Genomic DNA, 16,901 nt, shown 5'->3' with positions numbered 1-16,901 from the left:
TCGATCACGAATCGAGAAGCCCGACATCACGGGCCGTCCCTACGCTGGGAGCATCATCCGGCCCACGAGAGGAACATCATGGCTGACACCGAGAAGAACTTCACCGCCGAGGAGCGCGAGGCCATGCAGGCCGCCGCCAAGGAGGCCCGCACCCGACGCTCGCGGGCCAAGAAGTCGCCCGAGGAGCTGCGGGCCGCCGGAGAGGCCGATCTCAAGGAGGCCGTCGCGAAGCTCACCGACGAGGACAAGCTGCTCGCCGAGAAGCTGCACGAGCTGGTCTCCGAGGTGGCGCCGGAACTCGTGCCCCGGACGTACTACGGCATGCCGGCGTGGGGGCGCGACGGGAAGGTGCTGTGCTTCTTCCAGCCGGCCAGCAAGTTCAAGGTCCGCTACGGCACCTTCGGGTTCGAGCCGATCTCCAACCTCGATGACGGCACCGTCTGGCCGACCGCGTACGCGGTGACCGCGCTCACGGAGAAGGACCTCGAGTTCCTCGCCGGACGCATCCGCCAGGCGATCAGCTGATCCCGAAGTGGGTCTGACGCAGCGGGGCCGCTCGCGTTAGCGTGGTGCCTGTGAGCACCCTTCCCTTCTCCGCCGCCGTCTACGCCCGCCGTCTGGCACGCGCGCAGGAGCGCGCCCAGGAGGCTGGCCTCGGCGCGATCATCGTCGGCCCCGGCCCCGACCTGCAGTACCTCCTCGGCGTCGAGGGTGACACCATCGAGAGGCTGACCGCCCTCGTCCTGCCGCCGCAGGGCGCGGCGACGGTCATCGTCCCGCGGATGGAGCTCGCCAAGGTGCGCAGCACGGCCGTCGGAGAGCTCGGACTGACCGTCGCCGACTGGGTCGACGGCGACGATCCGTACGCCCTCGTCGCCGCGGCGACAGGTCCCGTCTCCCGCGTCGGGGTGTCGGATGCGCTTCCCGCGCTGCACGTCGTCCCGATCGGGGAGCGGCTGCAGGCCCGGCTCGAGCTCGCGACACCCGTCCTCCGCGAGGGCCGGATGACCAAGGACGACGAGGAGATCGCCGAGCTGCGCCGAGCCGGCGCGGCGATCGATGCCGTGCACCGCCGCGTGCCCGGATGGCTGCGCGCCGGCCGCACCGAGCGGGAGGTCGCCGCCGACATCGCCGCGGCGATCGTGGAGGAGGGGCATCGGACCGTCGAGTTCGTCATCGTCGGCTCCGGGCCCAACGGCGCCGACCCGCACCACGAGGTCTCCGACCGGGTCATCGAGCAGGACGACGTGGTGGTCGTCGACATCGGCGGCGCGGTGCCGAGCGGCTACAACTCGGACAGCACGAGGACGTACGTGGTCGGAACTCCCGATCCGGTGGCAGCCGATCGCATCGCCACCCTCGTCCGCGCGCAGCAGGCGGCCGTGGACGCGGTGCGGCCCGGGGTCACGGCGGCGGAGGTCGACGCGGCCGCCCGCTCGGTTCTCACGGAGGCGGGGCTCGGCGAGGCGTTCCTGCACCGCACGGGTCACGGGATCGGCGTCTCGGTGCATGAGGAGCCCTACATCGCCCCCGGCAACGACCTCGTGCTCCGAGAGGGCATGGCCTTCAGCATCGAGCCCGGCATCTACTTCGCCGGCGAATGGGGCGCCCGCATCGAGGACATCGTGGTCGTGACGGCGGACGGCGCCGAGCGCCTGAACACGGCACCGCATGAACTCACGGCGACCGACCGGTGAGGGAGAGGATGGTGGAGCCTAGGAGATTCGAACTCCTGACATCCTGCTTGCAAAGCAGGCGCTCTACCAACTGAGCTAAGGCCCCGTGAGGGAATTCTTGAATTGAAAGGGTGGGGCTACCAGGACTTGAACCTGGGACCTCTTCATTATCAGTGAAGCGCTCTAACCGCCTGAGCTATAGCCCCGTCAACCTCCAGAACTTTACCGGAGTTTCGCCGAAAATCCGAATCGAGGGCGAGGACCCCCTCCGGGATCCTCGCCCTCGGCCGGTCACCGTCCCGGACTGACGTCCACGCTGCCGGCCGACACGGACACGTCGATCGTGCGGCGAGCGCTCGGGGACTCGTCGACCCGGGCATCGAACGAGCCCGCGTTGACGTCCTGACTGATCCGATACTCCACGTCGGGAAGGGTCAGATTCAGCGATCCGGCGCTCACGTCGATCGTGGTCGTCGTCGGCGCATCGCCGGTCAGCTCCACCGTCAGATCGCCCGCAGCGATGCCGAGATCCGCCTGATCGACGCCGTCGAGGAGGACGTCCGCGCGTCCCGCGTTCATCTGCACATCGAAGGCCGAGGCCGCACCGGAGACGTCGAGGGATCCGGCGTTGATCTGGACTTCCAGGGAGCCGAACTCACCGGAGACGTCGAGAGCGCCGGCATCGAGAGTGAGACTCGCGTCGAGGTCGGAGCCGCTGAGCTCCTCCGGCAGCGTGAGGACCGCGCGCTCGTCGTCGCCGAACCAGTTGCCGAACCACCAGCCGAAGGCCGGTCGAGGACTCCAGACGACGAGCTCGTCCGCCTCGCGCTCGAACGTCCAAGCACCGCGGCCGTTGGTCACGGAGAGCTCCGCCGCGTCGACATCGCCGAAGTCGATGCGGACCATGCTCGCGTCGGCGTCGAGATCGATCGCGGTGACGCCGTCGACGTCCACCGTCTGCACCGAATCCGGTCGGCTGGAGGAGAGGAGGGTGCCGGTCGCCGCGACGGCCGCCGTGCCTCCGGCTCCGAGCAGGGCGATCCCACCGACCACCGCGGTGACGATCATGACGGCGGTCGCTCCGGAGGAGCGCCGGGGTCCGGGCGCGCCGGGCGCCGACGCGGAGGAAGCCGCGGACGGCGGCGGGGGAGGAGTGATCGGGGTGTGGCCGCCCTGTGCTCCCGTGTTCTCGGTGGTCATCGTGTGACTCCTGTCTGGCCGTTCGGCGGCGTCGTGCCGCCCGTGTTCTCAAGATGGGCGAGGGCGGCGAGCACGCGGCGGTTGCCCGACTCGTCCTGTTCGAAGCCCAGCTTCTGGAAGATGGAGGTGATGTGCTTCTCGACGCTCGCCGCCGAGAGGAAGAGGAGGCCGGCGATCGCCTGGTTCGACTTGCCCTCGGCGAGCAGGGCCAGCACGGTGCGCTCCCGCTCGGTGAGCCGCATCATGCGATCGTCGCGGTTCCGCCGGGTGAGGAGCTGAGCCACCACTTCCGGGTCGAGCACCGTGGCCCCGTCGGCGATCCGCTGCACCGAATCGATGAACTCGGCGACATCCGCCACCCGGTCCTTCAGGAGGTAGCCGAGCGGACCGCCCTGCGCGGCGATGAGGTCGGACGCGTAGCGCTCCTCCACGTACTGCGACAGCACGAGGATGGCGAGCGCCGGGTGCACGGCACGCAGGTCCAGCGCCGCGCGGATGCCCTCGTCCGTGAACGTGGGCGGGAGCCGCACATCGAGGATGCAGAGGTCCGGGGAGGTGGATGCCACAGTGGCACGGAGGTCGGTGGTGTCGGTGAGGGCGGCGACCACCTCGTGGCCGGCGTCCTCGAGCAGACGCACGAGCCCCTCGCGCAGGAGGACGGAGTCCTCGCAGATCAGGATGCGCATGGCACGTTCACCTCCAGGCTGGTCGGACCGCCCTGCGGGCTGTCGAGTCGGAACGTTCCGCCCGCGGCGAGGATCCGGTTCGCGATGCCGTCGAGGCCTCCGCCCGGGATGACCTGGGCGCCGCCCATGCCGTTGTCCTCGACCCGCGCCCAGAGGGTGTTCCCCTCGCGGAGCCGGACCGTGACCCGCGCCTCGCTGGCCCGGGAGTGCTTCGCCGCATTGGTCAGCGACTCGGCGATGGAGAAGTACACCGCCGCCTCCGCATCGCGCCCCGGCCGCGGAGCCCCTGAGCCGTGCCCCTGGGTCCCTGAGCCTGTCGAAGGGTCCATCCGCACGTCCAACTGCACGGGGATGGGGGAGCGGCTGGCGAGCGCCGACAGTGCGGCGTCCAGGCCGCGGTCGTCGAGCACCGACGCGTGGATGCCCCGCGCGAGCTGCCGCAGCTCGGTGATCGCCGCCTTGGTCGACGTGTGCGCCTCGGAGATGAGCTCCTTCGCGGCGTCGGGATCGGTGTCGATCTTCTGCTGCGCGAGCCCGAGGGTCATCCCGACGGACACGAGCCGCGGCTGGACGCCGTCGTGCAGGTCGCGTTCGATCCGCGTCCGTTCCAGGTCGGCCGCGCGGACCGCTCCCTCCCGCTGGGCGGTGGATGCCCGCACGCGCTCGGTGAGCTCGACCTCCCGCGCCCGGGCGACGATCGCCAAAGCCAGCGTGCGAGCCAGGAGGGCGAGGCCGATGATGCCGGCGGCCGAGGCGAGCGCACCGAGGATGCCGATCAGGGGCGCCCAGGACACCGGGATCTGCCCGCCGCCGAAGGGACCGATGATCGTCTCGGCCGAGGTCAGCGGCGCGAAGGCGATGATGGTCGACCAGAGGAGGGCCCAGAAAAGCCGCAGCACCACGAAGCCGAGGACGGCGGTGATCGCGAAGTTCGCGACCGCGCGCCACATCCGTCCGTCGATGGCCTGCCGCCCGAGAGAGCGGAGCCAGCCGCCGAAGCCGGGACGATCCCGCGGCTGGAGCCGGAGCGGGGTGTTCGGCACGCGGTACAGGCCGGCGACGCGGGCGATCTCGAACCAGCCCACTCCGAAGAGCGCATAGACGAGGCCCACGAGCACGACGATGCCGACGCCGAAGACGAAGAGGAGTCCGAGTCCGGTGCCGAGGAGGCCGCCGAGCATCCCGAAGATGCCGCCCCCGATCACCCCGACGCCAGCGAGATGCAGGATCGTGAGCGGGATGCGCAGCGGCGGCTTCCCGGTCGCAGCGGCCTCGAGGGGCGCAGTCTGTGTGGTCATGCTTCCACGGTAGGGCCGCCGCACGACCTCGCCCACCGAGTCAGCCGGACACTCCCGTTCGGGTTTTCCCTACCCCGCCGAAACCCCGCTCTACCGCCGAAACCCCGGCCTGCATCGGTGCGCAGGCCGGGGTCTCGGCGGAAAGACGGGGTCTCGGAGGCTCAGTTCGACATGAAGCCGACGAGCAGCCCTCCGGTGACCTTCACGGCCAGGTTGTAGATGCCTGCGACGACCGCACCGAGCACCGTGAACACGATGAGGTTGAGGATCGCGACGACGGCGGCGAACGCCATGACCTGCGGCAGACCCACGAGCTCCGACAGCGGGATGGCGCCGTCGGTGAAGCTGCGCACGAACTCGTCAGCCGTGGACATGATGCCGGTGGCCTGGAGCACGAGGAAGATCAGGAAGAACGACACCATCGTGACCACGGCCAGTGCGACCGCTCCCAGGAAGGAGAGCTTCACGGCGGACCAGAAGTCGACGTAGACGAGGCGCAGACGGACCTGCTTACCGCCGGTCTTCCGTGTCGACTTCTTCGCCAGCTTGTCGGCCACTGTGCTCATGCGTCTGTATCCTCGGGTGTCTCAGTCGTCTGGGGGGCCTCGGCATCGGCATCCGGCTCGGTCTCCTCTTCAGTGAGACCACGCTCGCCGTTCCGGGCGATGGCGAGGATGCGGTCGGCCTCCGTCGTGCGGGCGAACACCACTCCCATGGTGTCGCGACCCTTGGCGGGGACCTCGGCCACGGCAGAGCGTACCACCTTGCCGCTGGACAGAACCACCAAGACCTCGTCGTCCTCGGACACGATCAGACCACCCGCGAGAGTGCCCCGATCGTCGTTCAACTTGGCGACCTTGATGCCGTATCCGCCGCGCCCCTGGACCCGGTATTCCTCGACGGCGGTGCGCTTGGCATAGCCGCCGTCGGTGACGACAAACACGTACTTCCCGGGTGCGGCGACCGAAGCGGACAGCAGGCTGTCGCCCTCGCGGAACTTCATGCCCTTCACACCGGCGGTGGCGCGACCCATCGGGCGCAGGGCCTCGTCGGTCGCCTGGAACCGCACCGACATGCCCTTGCGGCTGATGAGGAGGATGTCGTCCTCGGCGTTGACGAGGAGGGCGCTGACCAGCTCGTCCTCGTCGTTCAGCCGGATCGCGATCACGCCGCCCTGGCGGTTGGTGTCGTAGTTGTCGAGACGGGTCTTCTTGACCAGGCCGTCGCGCGTGGCGAGGACGAGGTAGTCCGCCACCGCGTAGTCGCGGATGTCGAGGACCTGCGCGATGCTCTCGTCCGGCTGCAGAGCGAGGAGGTTCGCGACGTGCGTGCCCTTCGCGTCCCGTCCGGCCTCCGGCACCTCGTACGTCTTCGCGCGGTAGACCCGGCCCTTGTCGGTGAAGAACAGCAGCCAGTGATGGGTCGTCGTGACGAAGAAGTGCTCGACGATGTCGTCGGCGCGCAGCTGGGCGCCCTTGACGCCCTTGCCGCCGCGGTGCTGGGAGCGGTAGTTGTCGCTGCGCGTGCGCTTGATGTAGCCCTCGCGCGTGACGGTGACGACCATCTCCTCTTCCGCGATGAGGTCTTCCATCGACACGTCGCCGTCGAAGCCGTGCAGGATGTGCGTGCGCCGCTCGTCCCCGAACCGGTCGACGATCGCGGTGAGCTCCTCGCGGATGATCGTCCGCTGCCGGCCCTCATCGGCGAGGATCGCCTTGTAGTCCGCGATGAGCGCCTCGAGCTCGTTGGCCTGGTCGATGATCTTCTGACGCTCCAGCGCGGCGAGGCGACGGAGCTGCATCTGCAGGATGGCATCGGCCTGGATCTCGTCGATGTCGAGGAGCTTCTGCAGACCCTCGTTCGCATCCTGCGTCGTCTGGGAACGGCGGATGAGCGCGATAACCTCGTCGAGCGCGTCGAGCGCCTTCAGATAGCCGCGCAGGATGTGCATGCGCTTCTCGGCCTCGTTCAGCCGGAACTGCGTCCGTCGCACGATGACGTCGATCTGGTGGGCGATCCAGTTCGAGATGAAGCCGTCGATCGCGAGCGTCCGCGGGACGCCGTCGACGATCGCGAGCATGTTCGCGCCGAAGTTCTCCTGCAGCTGCGTGTGCTTGTAGAGGTTGTTCAGCACCACCTTCGCCACGGCATCGCGCTTGAGCACGACGACGAGGCGCTGACCCGTGCGGTCCGAGGACTCGTCGCGGATGTCGGCGATGCCGGTGATCTTGCCGTCGCGCGCGAGGTCGCCGATCTTGACCGCCACGTTGTCGGGGTTCACCTGGTACGGCAGCTCGGTGATGACCAGGCAGGTCCGCCCCTGGATCTCCTCCACGTTGACGACGGCGCGCATCGTGATCGAGCCGCGGCCGGTGCGGTACGCCTCGTGGATGCCCTTCGTGCCGAGGATCTGCGCGCCGGTCGGGAAGTCCGGTCCGGGGATGCGCTGGATCAGCCCGTCGAGCAGCTGCTCCCGGGGGAGGTCCGGGTTGTCCAGCGCCCAGAGCGCGGCATCGGACACCTCGCGGAGGTTGTGCGGCGGGATGTTGGTCGCCATGCCGACCGCGATGCCCACCGAGCCATTGACGAGGAGGTTCGGGAACCGGGACGGCAGAACCGTCGGCTCCTGGGTCTGGCCGTCGTAGTTGTCGGCGAAGTCGACGGTGTCCTCTTCGATGTCGCGCACCATCTCGAGCGCGAGCGGGGCCATCTTCGTCTCGGTGTACCGCGGTGCCGCCGCGCCCATGTTGCCGGGCGAGCCGAAGTTGCCCTGGCCGAGAGCGAGCGGGTACCGGAGCGACCACGGCTGCACGAGACGGACGAGCGCGTCGTAGATCGCCGAGTCGCCGTGCGGGTGGTACTGACCCATGACCTCGCCGACGACGCGGGCGCACTTGGAGAACGACTTGTCGGGGCGGAATCCGCCGTCGTACATGCCGTAGATCACTCGGCGGTGCACCGGCTTGAGACCGTCGCGCACATCGGGGAGAGCACGGCCGACGATGACCGCCATGGCGTAGTCGAGATAGCTGCGCTGCATCTCCGACTGCAGATCGACCTGGTCGATCTTGCCGTGCTCGTGGCCCTCGGTGATGTCGGGGCGTTCTTCGTCAGTCATGTGTCTTTCCTGGTTGGCTGAGCTTGTCGAGGCGTCGGATCCCCTGGCACACGCTCAGGGACCCCGCGGTGATCAGATGTCGAGGAACCGGACGTCCTTGGCGTTGCGCTGGATGAAGCTCCGACGCGATTCCACGTCCTCGCCCATCAGCACGCTGAAGATCTCGTCCGCGGCGGCGGCGTCCTCGATGGTCACCTGACGGAGCGTCCGGGTGGTGTGGTCCATCGTGGTCTCCCAGAGCTCCTTGGCGTTCATCTCGCCGAGACCCTTGTAGCGCTGGATGCCGGCGTCCTTCGGGATGCGCTTGCCGTTCTCCAGCCCGTAGGCCAGCAGCGCGTCGCGCTCGGCGTCGCTGAACACGTACTCGTGTGCCGCGTTCGACCACTTGAGGCGGTAGAGCGGCGGCATCGCGAGGTACACGAAGCCGGCCTCGATGAGTCCGCGCATGTAGCGGAACAGCAGCGTGAGCAGCAGGGTGGTGATGTGCTGGCCGTCGACGTCGGCATCGGCCATCAGCACGATCTTGTGATAGCGCGCCTTCTCGATGTCGAACTCCTCGCCGATGCCCGTACCGAAGGCCTGGATCATCGCCTGGACTTCCTTGTTGCCGAGCGCCTTGTCGAGACGCGCGCGCTCGACGTTGAGGATCTTGCCGCGCAGCGCGAGGATCGCCTGCGTGTGCGGGTCGCGACCCTGCACTGCGGAACCACCGGCCGAGTCGCCCTCCACGAGGAAGATCTCGCTGATCGACGGGTCCTTGCTCGTGCAGTCCTTGAGCTTGTCGGGCATCGCCGCCGACTCGAAGACGCTCTTGCGGCGAGCCGTCTCGCGCGCCTTGCGGGCGGCGAGGCGTGCCGTCGCCGCGTCGATCGCCTTGCGGATCACGTTCTTCGCCTGGGTCGGGTTGCGGTCGAACCAGTCGCCGAGCTGATCGCCGACGACCTTCTGCACAAAGGCCTTCGCCTCGGTGTTGCCGAGCTTGGTCTTGGTCTGACCCTCGAACTGGGGCTCGCCGAGCTTGATCGAGATGACGGCGGTCAGCCCCTCACGCACGTCGTCGCCGGAGAGGTTGTCGTCCTTCTCCTTGAGGAGGTTGTTCGCACGGGCGTAGCGGTTGACGAGCGTGGTGAGCGCCGCCCGGAAGCCCTCCTCGTGCGTGCCGCCCTCGTGCGTGTTGATCGTGTTCGCGTAGGTGAACACGTTCTCCGTGTAGGACGTGGTCCACTGCATCGCGACCTCGAGCGAGATCTTGCGCGCCGTGTCCTCCGACTCGAAGGCGATGATCTCCTCGTTGACGACCTCGGCGTGACGCACCTTGTTCAGGTATTCGACGTAGTCGACGAGACCGCGCTCGTAGAAGAAGACGTCGCTCGGCTGCTTCGTGACCGCCTGGCCGTCTTCCTCCGTCTCGTACGCCGACTCCGGCCGCTCGTCGGACAGCTCGATGCGCAGTCCCTTGTTGAGGAACGCCATCTGCTGGAACCGGGTGCGGAGCGTGTCGTAGTCGAACTCGACCGTCTCCTGGAAGATCTCCGCGTCCGGCCAGAACGTGATGCTCGTCCCGGTCTCCTCGGTGGCCTCGCCCTTCTCGAGCTTCTGCTGCGGGACGCCGCCCTCGGCGAAGCTGTGCCGCCAGACGAAGCCCTTCTGCTTGACCTCCACGTCGAAGCGGGTCGACAGGGCGTTCACCACCGAGGATCCGACGCCGTGCAGACCGCCGGAGACGGCGTAGGCGCCGCCGCCGAACTTGCCGCCCGCGTGCAGGATCGTGAGCACGACCTCGACCGTGGACTTCGACGGGTCGGAGGAGTGCGGGTCGACGGGGATGCCGCGGCCGTTGTCGACCACGCGCACGCCGCCGTCGGCGAGAAGGGTGACGAGGATCGTGTCGGCGTAGCCGGCCAGCGCCTCGTCCACCGAGTTGTCGACGATCTCGTAGACGAGGTGGTGCAGTCCACGCGGCCCGGTCGAGCCGATGTACATGCCGGGGCGCTTGCGGACGGCCTCGAGTCCTTCGAGGATCTGGATCGAGTCGGCGCCGTACTCACCGGGCTGCTGCTTCTTCGGTGCGGGTGCCGCCGATTCTCCGGCCTGTGAGCCCGACGAAGCGTCGTTGTTCGGTTCCGTCTCGTCAGCAGGGGATTCAGGCGTCATCAGAGGGCATTCTCCAGATCGATATCTCGAACTCCCATTCTAGCCGGGTTTCGAGTCGAAATGCCGCTCAACGGCCGCGTGTGGCCCTCTGAGCGTTTCGGACCCCTTGCATGGTGCCCTACCCGTAGGTATCGCGCGGGCCCCGCCCTGGAACGGCTCTGGGACCCCATTTCCACGAGGGGACGTCCGGTCCGATGAAGCGGAGGTTCTCCACCCCCGCCTCCGGATACCGTCGTCCGATCTCGGTGAGGATGGTCGCACGCATGAACTGCAGGTTCTTCGCCCACGCCGTCGAATCGCACTTCACGGTGAGCAGTCCGCGCTCGAGCGACACCGGCTCCGAGTGCTTCGCGGTGTCCGCCCCGGCGAGGTCGGCCCACTGCCGGACGAGGTCCTCCCGCGCGAGCGTCGTCTCCCAGCCGGATTCACGGGTGAGGGTGTCGAGGACCGCACCGAGGGTTCCCGGATCGCGTCCGGGAGTGAACGGCGCGTTGTCGTCGTCGACCGAGATCCGTCGCTTGCGCTTCCAGTTCTTGGCGCTCGGCTTGAGCCCGCGCAGCCGCAAATAGGTGGCGACGGTCTCCGGCGCCTCCGCCGGAGCTGCGCTTTCCGTGACGACGTCAGTCATCCTGCGCACCCTCCTCTTCCTGCGACCGGTCGCGCTCGTCGGTGATGGTCCCCGCTGCGATGCGCACGACGTGGGCGTGAAGCACATCGGGGATATCCTCCTCCACCGCGGCAGTCACCACCACCTGCTCATAGCCCGCCGTGAGGGCGGCGAGACGCTGGCGCCGATCGGCGTCCAGCTCGGCGAAGACGTCGTCGAGGATGAGCACCGGGTCGCCGGCGGGAGACTCGCTGCGCAGCAGCTCGGCGGATGCCAGCCGCAGAGCGAGCGCGACCGACCAGGACTCGCCGTGCGAGGCGTAGCCCTTCACGGGGAGGTCGCGGACCCGCAGCACCAGATCGTCCCGGTGGGGTCCGGTGAGGGTGAGACCGCGGTCGAGCTCGTTCGATCGCTTCGCGGCGAGGGAAGCGCGGAACATCTCGGCGATCCGGCGGGAGTCTCCGCGCACGTCATCCACGGGAGTGGAGCCGTCGGCGGCGTCCCGATCGTCGTCGTCCTCCGGATCGCTGCCGGCGACGGACAGGGCCCAGTCCAGTTGCGGTCGGTGATCGGCGCCCGCAATCGCCGCATAGGCATCGGCCACCGGTTGGTGCAGATCGGAAGCCAACCGCTGCCGCGCCGTGATGATCTCCGATCCCAGCGAGACGAGCTTGTCGTCCCAGACGTCCAGGGTGCTCAAGGCCTCACCGCGGATGCCGCGCGCCCGCGCCGACTTGAGAAGGGCGTTGCGCTGCTTGAGCACGCGATCGTAGTCGGCCAGTACCGCGGCGAGGCGCGGGGTGCGCTGGATGAGGAGTTGATCGGCGAACCGGCGCCGAGCCGACGGGTCTCCACGGACGATCTGGAGGTCTTCCGGCGCGAAGAGGACGACGTGCGCGTAGCGGGGGAGCTCGTTGGTCTTCGACGGCGAGCCGTTGACGCGCGCCTTGTTCGACCCCTGTCGATTGAGCTGCACCTCGACGAGCACACGCCGCTCACCGTGGGAGAGCCGCGCACGGATGACCGCGTAGTCCTGGCCGTCCCGCACCATCGGAGCGTCGGACGACACCCGATGCGACCCGAGCGTCGCGAGGAAGACCACGGCCTCGGCGAGGTTCGTCTTGCCCTGGCCGTTCCGCCCGACGAGGACGTTCGGCCCTCGGTGCAGGGCGAGTTCCGCGGTCGCGTAATTGCGGAAATCGACCAGGCTGAGATGCTCCACAATCACGGAGCCAGCCTACCTTCCGGGTCGGACACTCCCTCGGGGCGAGAGCTCGCGCTCAGCGCAGGAGGAGGTTGGGCTGCAGCAGGTACTTGAACGAGTCCAGGCCCGCCTGGTCGACCGAGGTCTGGCTGGTGATGAGGACGGGGCTGAGCTTGTTGGCGTTGTCGCTGGAGGTGAAGGTCACTCGCACGAACTCGCTCTTGACCGCGCCGAGCGCCTCGATGAGGTACTGCGGGTTGAGCCCCAGGGTCACCTCGTCGCCGCCGGAGAGGATGGCGTCGACCGACTCGGAGGCGCGGGCGTGCTCGCTGCCGGAGGCGTCCATCGTGACGCTGTCGGTCGAGAACGTGAAGCGCAGCGGCGCGGCGCGGTCGAGCACGAGGGACACGCGGCGGACGGCCTCGATGAGGTCGGCGGTGTTGACGACGGCGTAGTGGTCGGTCTGCTCGGGGAAGAGGCGCCGGACCGGGGGGAAGTTGCCCTTGATGAGCAGCGAGGTCACGGTCTTGTTGCCGGCGGTGAACGCGATGATCTCGCGGTCTCCGGCCCCCGAGAAAGCGATCTGGATCGTGCCGGCGTGCCCGAAGGTCTTGCCGACCTCGACGAGCGTGCGAGCGGGGACCAGCGCGGTCGCCTCGACGGCTTCCCCGTCCCACGGCACGTCGCGGAGCGAGACCCGGTAGCGGTCGGTGGCGACGAGGCTGAGCGTGTGTCCGGTGACCTCGAGCTGGACACCCGTCAGCACCGGAGTCACGTCGTCACGGGATGCGGCGAAGCCGACCTGGGCGATCGCGGTGCCGAACTCGTCGGCCGGGACGACGCCGGAGGATCCGGAGACCTCGGGAATCGACGGGTATTCCTCGACCGGCATGGCCGCGAGGGTGAAGCGCGCCGAGCCGCAGGTCACCGCGATCCCGCCGTCATCCTCCACGGCGATCTCGATGGGGGCGTTCGGGAGGCGGCTCGCGATGTCCGAGAGCAGGCGGCCGTGGACGAGGATCGTGCCCGGGGTCTCGACCGTCGCCTCGATGGTCGTCCGTGCGGAGGCCTCGTAGTCGAAGGCCGAGAGCGTGAGTCCCGAACCGTCGGCCTCGATCAGCACTCCGGCGAGGATCGGCTGCGGATTCCGCTGGGGGAGCAGCTTGACGACGAAGGACACAGCCTCGCTGAAGACATCGCGGTTGACCTGAAACCTCACGGGTGCTCCCTTGTCGTCGAACATGACGGGTCGTCGTCGGGCCCTGCCTGTGCAGGGAATCCCATGCTAGCCCCACAGTCCTGCGCTTCCCTACGCCGGAGGACTTGTCATGCCCCGGACCGGTTCTCCCCACCGTCTGGTGATCGGATCGCACCTTGAATGACTTAACTCCTTAACGGTGTTAACACCTGTGGATACTGTGGATAAGTCGGTGGAAAGCAAGCGCGAGTAGGGAACTACACACTTGTCACTTGTGGAGACCCTGAGGAATCCGCGGGTGGACGAGGGTCCGTCGCGATTAGACCGTCCCGCGGTTATCCACAGGTTTCCCCGATCGACACACATCTGCGTCGGCGCGTTCCACGGTCATCCACAAGTTATCCACATGTGCATAGACGCATTTATCCGGCGGTCACGGACCTGCCAAACGCCGAAGGGACGCCCTCCGGTGTCGGATGGCGTCCCTCTCGTGCGCGCGGGCGTCAGCGACGACCGAGCTGCGTGGTGATCTCGGTCACCTGGTTGTAGATCGAGCGGCGCTCCTTCATGAGCTCGCTGATCTTCTTGTAGGCGTACATGACCGTCGTGTGGTCCCGGTTGCCGAAGAGCTGCCCGATCTTCGGGAGGGAGAGGCTGGTGCGCTCACGGCAGAGGTACATGGCGATCTGCCGGGCGGTGGCGATCTGCTGGGAGCGGCTGGAGCCGTAGAGATCGTCGACGGTGAGCTTGAAGTACTGTGCGGTCGCCGTGATGATGTCGGTCGGCGAGATGATGTTGTCCTCGGCCGTGTCGATGATGTCCCGCAGCACGGTCTGGGCGAGGGAGATGTCGAGGGCCGAGCGGTTCAGGCTCGCGAACGCCGAGACGCGGATGAGTGCGCCCTCGAGTTCGCGGATGTTCGAGGACACGACCGTGGCGATGTACTCGAGCACCTCGTCGGGGATGTGGAGGGCTTCGCTCTGCGCCTTCTTGCGCAGGATCGCGATGCGGGTCTCGAGGTCGGGTGCCTGCACGTCGGTGATGAGGCCCCACTCGAAGCGGCTGCGCATGCGGTCCTCGAAGCCGGTCAGGTGCTTCGGCGCGACATCGCTCGTGATCACGACCTGCTTGTTGTGATCGTGCAGGGTGTTGAAGGTGTGGAAGAACGCCTCCTGCGTCTCCGCGCGCCCCTGGAGGAACTGGATGTCGTCGATGAGGAGGATGTCCACGTCGCGGTACCGGGCCTGGAACGCGGCACCGCGGTTGTTGGCGATCGAGTTGATGAAGTCGTTCGTGAACTCCTCACTCGACACGTATCGCACCTTGACCCCCGCATAGAGGGACTGCGCGTAGTCGCCGATGGCGTGGAGGAGGTGGGTCTTGCCCAGTCCGGAGTCGCCGTAGATGAAGAGCGGGTTGTAGGCCTTGGCCGGCGCTTCGGCCACCGCGACCGCCGCGGCATGGGCGAACCGGTTGGACTGGCCGATCACGAAGTTGTCGAAGGTGTACTTCGGGTTGAGGCGCGACTCGTGGCGCACGGCCGCGGGCTGCTCCATCGGGGACTCGGCGCGCACCGGTTCCTGCCGACCGAAGTCCGCCACGGCGATGGGGGCGGTGGGCTGCTCGGCCAGTTCGTGGTTCACGACGACCCGGTACGAGGTGACCTCCTCGCCGATGTGCGCGAGGGCTTCCATGATGGGCAGCCGGAGGCGCTTGTTGATCTGGGCCGCGGTGAGGTCGTTCGGCACCTCGAGGTAGAGCGTCGCCGACATCACGCCGGCCGGTACCGCGAGACTCAGGAACCCCTGGAGCTGGGGGGTGACCCGGTCGTCGGCTTCCAGCAGCTCCTGCACCGTGGTCCAGATCGGGACTTCGGGCTGGGCTGGTGAGGACATGGTGCTCCGGACGATATTCGGGAAGGGAGCGCGGGAGAGGCTGCCCTGTGGATAACTACGGATGCCCACGCTAGTCATCGTCGTCGGGAACGGCAACCTGCCGCGGAGAATCAAGCCCCGTGGCGGCTCGGTCGCGTGGCCGGGGTTGTGGATAGCTCCTGTGTGGAGCGGAGGCGAGTGCTCTCAGTCGGCGTCGTACTCGCAGCTGACCGTGCCGGAATCCGACGTCTCCTCGACGACCAGCTCGTCGTTCCAATAGATCTTGCATCCCACCGTCTGATCATCGCTGTCGGTGGGTGCCGTGATCGTGATCCAGGCCGACGACTCCGAGGTGGTGTACTGCGCGTTCCCGACCGCCGGCCAGGGGAGGGTCCTGGTCTCGGTGTCGCTGCTGAAGGTGGCTGTCACCCCGGACTGCGGTCCCGTTCCTTCGAGGAACACCTTGTTCAGCGGGGGTGACCAGAGTCCGCTCAGGAAGACGACCAGCAGGACGAGGGCGAGGATGAGGGCGGCGACGGCCCCCGCCACTCCGAGACCGGCTGACCGGCGCTCGGCCGACGGGGCTCGTCGTGCACGGAGGCCGAGGGCGATACCGCCGATCGCGGCAGCCGCACCGAGGACGAACACGGGGATCAGCCAAGGATTCTGGAGCGCGTAGTACGGAACGGCCAGGGCGACCAGGAGGATCAGGGAGACAGCGCCCGTGGCGATCGCCGCGGTGGAGAGTGCACGTCTTGCCCCGCCGTCATAGGCGGGCGCGGATCCGGAGTCGGAGGAAAGGGTCTGCGGGTGGGTCATCGCGGCCTCTCGCTGGCACGGCACTTTCCGCTCATCGGCGGTCCGGATAGCATATCGACGGCCGGATGGCGCCCTCGCGAGCGGAGCGGCCGAGAACGGTCGTGCGGTAGATTTGCCCTGCGCGCCGCCAAGACGTACCCTTAATCGGTTGACTTATGCCTGTACGGCAGTTCCCTATGTCTCCGGTCGAAGTGAATCCGGTGGCAGCATTCCCGGAGTGATCTCATGAGCAAGCGCACCTTCCAGCCCAACAACCGTCGTCGCGCCAAGAAGCACGGCTTCCGTGCCCGCATGCGCACCCGCGCCGGTCGTGCCATCCTCTCGGCACGCCGCGCGAAGGGCCGTACCGAGCTCTCCGCGTAAGCAGCTGTGCTCGCCCGCCCGTTCCGTTTGACCCGCGGGAGCGACTACCGACTGGTCGTTCGACGCGGATCGCGTTGTGGCGGGGCCCGCGTCCTCACCTCCATGCTGGCGACCGGTGAGAGCAGAGCAGCGCGTTTCGGTTTCATCATCAGCAAGCAGGTGGGCACCGCTGTGGTGCGCAACACCGTGCGCCGGCGACTCAAAGCCGTCTGTGCGGAGGCGCTCCCGCGTGTTCCTCAGGGCACGGATGTCGTCATCCGTGCCCTTCCTGCGTCGGCGACCGCGTCGTATGCGGAACTCCGCAGTGACGTGCACCGCTGTCTGGCGCGGCTCGCGCCCGTCGAGGCCACATCATGACTGCGTTGCCGGCGTCGTCGGTGGGCACGGGAGAGATGCACGGACGCGACGTGCTCCGGAGCATTCCGCTCCTTCCGCGCAACGCCGTGCTCGCTCTTCTCGCGGGGTACCGCAAGGTGGTCTCGCCGATGTACGGGGACGTGTGTGCGTACTACCCCTCCTGTTCCGCCTACGCTGTAGGTGCGGTGCAGCAGCACGGCGCCGTGCGGGGGGCTCTGCTCTCGGCGTGGCGCATCCTCCGCTGCAACCCCTGGTCTCGCGGAGGCGTCGACGACGTCACACCGCATCGACACTTCCGCTACGACCTGACCGCACACGGTTTCGTCGTCCCCTCCCGAAAGGACTGA

At 68.0% G+C, this 16,901-nt stretch carries 16 protein-coding genes and 2 tRNA genes; 5 read left to right on the top strand and 13 right to left on the bottom strand.

Annotated elements, in window-relative coordinates; genetic code table 11:
- Window positions 1-78 precede the first annotated feature (78 nt).
- Both B7W94_RS06330 and B7W94_RS06325 read left to right on the top strand, forming a co-directional pair.
- Window positions 79-525, top strand: a complete 447-nt coding sequence (locus B7W94_RS06330; protein WP_025102882.1) for a hypothetical protein — start codon at window positions 79-81, stop codon at window positions 523-525.
- Between the two features lie 50 nt (window positions 526-575).
- Window positions 576-1,697: a M24 family metallopeptidase gene (locus B7W94_RS06325; protein WP_085605375.1), complete on the top strand. Its 1,122-nt coding sequence runs from the start codon at window positions 576-578 to the stop codon at window positions 1,695-1,697.
- A gap of 9 nt (window positions 1,698-1,706) precedes the next feature.
- Here the strand turns inward: B7W94_RS06325 and B7W94_RS06320 are convergent.
- The 13 genes from B7W94_RS06320 to B7W94_RS06260 all read right to left on the bottom strand — a co-directional run bounded on the left by B7W94_RS06320 (window position 1,707) and on the right by B7W94_RS06260 (window position 15,834).
- Window positions 1,707-1,782, bottom strand: a tRNA-Ala gene (locus tag B7W94_RS06320).
- Window positions 1,783-1,808: 26 nt separating this feature from the next.
- A tRNA-Ile gene (locus tag B7W94_RS06315) sits at window positions 1,809-1,882 on the bottom strand.
- 85 nt (window positions 1,883-1,967) lie between these two features.
- Window positions 1,968-2,876, bottom strand: coding sequence for a DUF4097 family beta strand repeat-containing protein (locus B7W94_RS06310; protein ID WP_139833271.1), 909 nt, complete (start codon window positions 2,874-2,876; stop codon window positions 1,968-1,970).
- The gene (locus tag B7W94_RS06305; protein WP_025102879.1) at window positions 2,873-3,562 is read right to left on the bottom strand and encodes a LuxR C-terminal-related transcriptional regulator; all 690 of its coding nucleotides are present in this window, start codon (window positions 3,560-3,562) and stop codon (window positions 2,873-2,875) included. The genes B7W94_RS06310 and B7W94_RS06305 overlap by 4 nt, the downstream gene beginning before the upstream one ends.
- Window positions 3,550-4,860, bottom strand: coding sequence for a sensor histidine kinase (locus tag B7W94_RS06300; RefSeq protein WP_085605322.1), 1,311 nt, complete (start codon window positions 4,858-4,860; stop codon window positions 3,550-3,552). The genes B7W94_RS06305 and B7W94_RS06300 overlap by 13 nt, the downstream gene beginning before the upstream one ends.
- 161 nt (window positions 4,861-5,021) lie before the next feature.
- The gene (locus B7W94_RS06295; protein WP_025102877.1) at window positions 5,022-5,426 is read right to left on the bottom strand and encodes a DUF3566 domain-containing protein; all 405 of its coding nucleotides are present in this window, start codon (window positions 5,424-5,426) and stop codon (window positions 5,022-5,024) included.
- Window positions 5,423-7,978 (bottom strand): DNA gyrase subunit A, encoded by a 2,556-nt coding sequence (gyrA, locus tag B7W94_RS06290; protein WP_025102876.1) that lies wholly within the window; start codon window positions 7,976-7,978, stop codon window positions 5,423-5,425. Before gyrA ends, B7W94_RS06295 begins: the two co-directional genes overlap by 4 nt.
- A gap of 72 nt (window positions 7,979-8,050) precedes the next feature.
- The gene (gene gyrB, locus B7W94_RS06285; protein ID WP_025102875.1) at window positions 8,051-10,132 is read right to left on the bottom strand and encodes a DNA topoisomerase (ATP-hydrolyzing) subunit B; all 2,082 of its coding nucleotides are present in this window, start codon (window positions 10,130-10,132) and stop codon (window positions 8,051-8,053) included.
- A 118-nt stretch (window positions 10,133-10,250) separates the two neighbouring features.
- On the bottom strand, window positions 10,251-10,760 hold the full coding sequence (locus B7W94_RS06280; protein WP_085605320.1) for a DUF721 domain-containing protein: 510 nt from the start codon (window positions 10,758-10,760) through the stop codon (window positions 10,251-10,253).
- The gene (gene recF / locus B7W94_RS06275) at window positions 10,753-11,967 is read right to left on the bottom strand and encodes a DNA replication/repair protein RecF (protein ID WP_085605318.1); all 1,215 of its coding nucleotides are present in this window, start codon (window positions 11,965-11,967) and stop codon (window positions 10,753-10,755) included. The genes B7W94_RS06280 and recF overlap by 8 nt, the downstream gene beginning before the upstream one ends.
- A gap of 52 nt (window positions 11,968-12,019) precedes the next feature.
- On the bottom strand, window positions 12,020-13,162 hold the full coding sequence (gene dnaN, locus B7W94_RS06270; protein WP_025102872.1) for a DNA polymerase III subunit beta: 1,143 nt from the start codon (window positions 13,160-13,162) through the stop codon (window positions 12,020-12,022).
- A gap of 482 nt (window positions 13,163-13,644) precedes the next feature.
- A complete protein-coding gene (dnaA, locus tag B7W94_RS06265; RefSeq protein ID WP_025102871.1) occupies window positions 13,645-15,036 on the bottom strand; it encodes a chromosomal replication initiator protein DnaA in 1,392 nt (463 codons plus the stop codon).
- 183 nt (window positions 15,037-15,219) lie between these two features.
- Complete coding sequence (locus B7W94_RS06260) at window positions 15,220-15,834, bottom strand: hypothetical protein (RefSeq protein ID WP_085605316.1); 615 nt, start codon at window positions 15,832-15,834, stop codon at window positions 15,220-15,222.
- 225 nt (window positions 15,835-16,059) lie between these two features.
- Between B7W94_RS06260 and rpmH the strand changes: the two genes are divergently transcribed.
- The 3 genes from rpmH to yidD are packed head-to-tail and all read left to right on the top strand — an operon-like array spanning window position 16,060 to window position 16,901.
- Entirely contained in the window at window positions 16,060-16,197 is a 138-nt protein-coding gene (gene rpmH / locus B7W94_RS06255) for a 50S ribosomal protein L34 (RefSeq protein ID WP_022879826.1), read from the top strand.
- Between the two features lie 6 nt (window positions 16,198-16,203).
- Window positions 16,204-16,554, top strand: a complete 351-nt coding sequence (gene rnpA, locus B7W94_RS06250; protein WP_081811539.1) for a ribonuclease P protein component — start codon at window positions 16,204-16,206, stop codon at window positions 16,552-16,554.
- Complete coding sequence (gene yidD, locus B7W94_RS06245) at window positions 16,551-16,901, top strand: membrane protein insertion efficiency factor YidD (RefSeq protein ID WP_025102867.1); 351 nt, start codon at window positions 16,551-16,553, stop codon at window positions 16,899-16,901. The genes rnpA and yidD overlap by 4 nt, the downstream gene beginning before the upstream one ends.

The sequence above is a fragment of the Microbacterium sp. LEMMJ01 genome, assembly GCF_002114135.1.
Lineage (GTDB): Bacteria > Actinomycetota > Actinomycetes > Actinomycetales > Microbacteriaceae > Microbacterium.
This window is presented reverse-complemented; position numbering and strand designations above follow the sequence as displayed.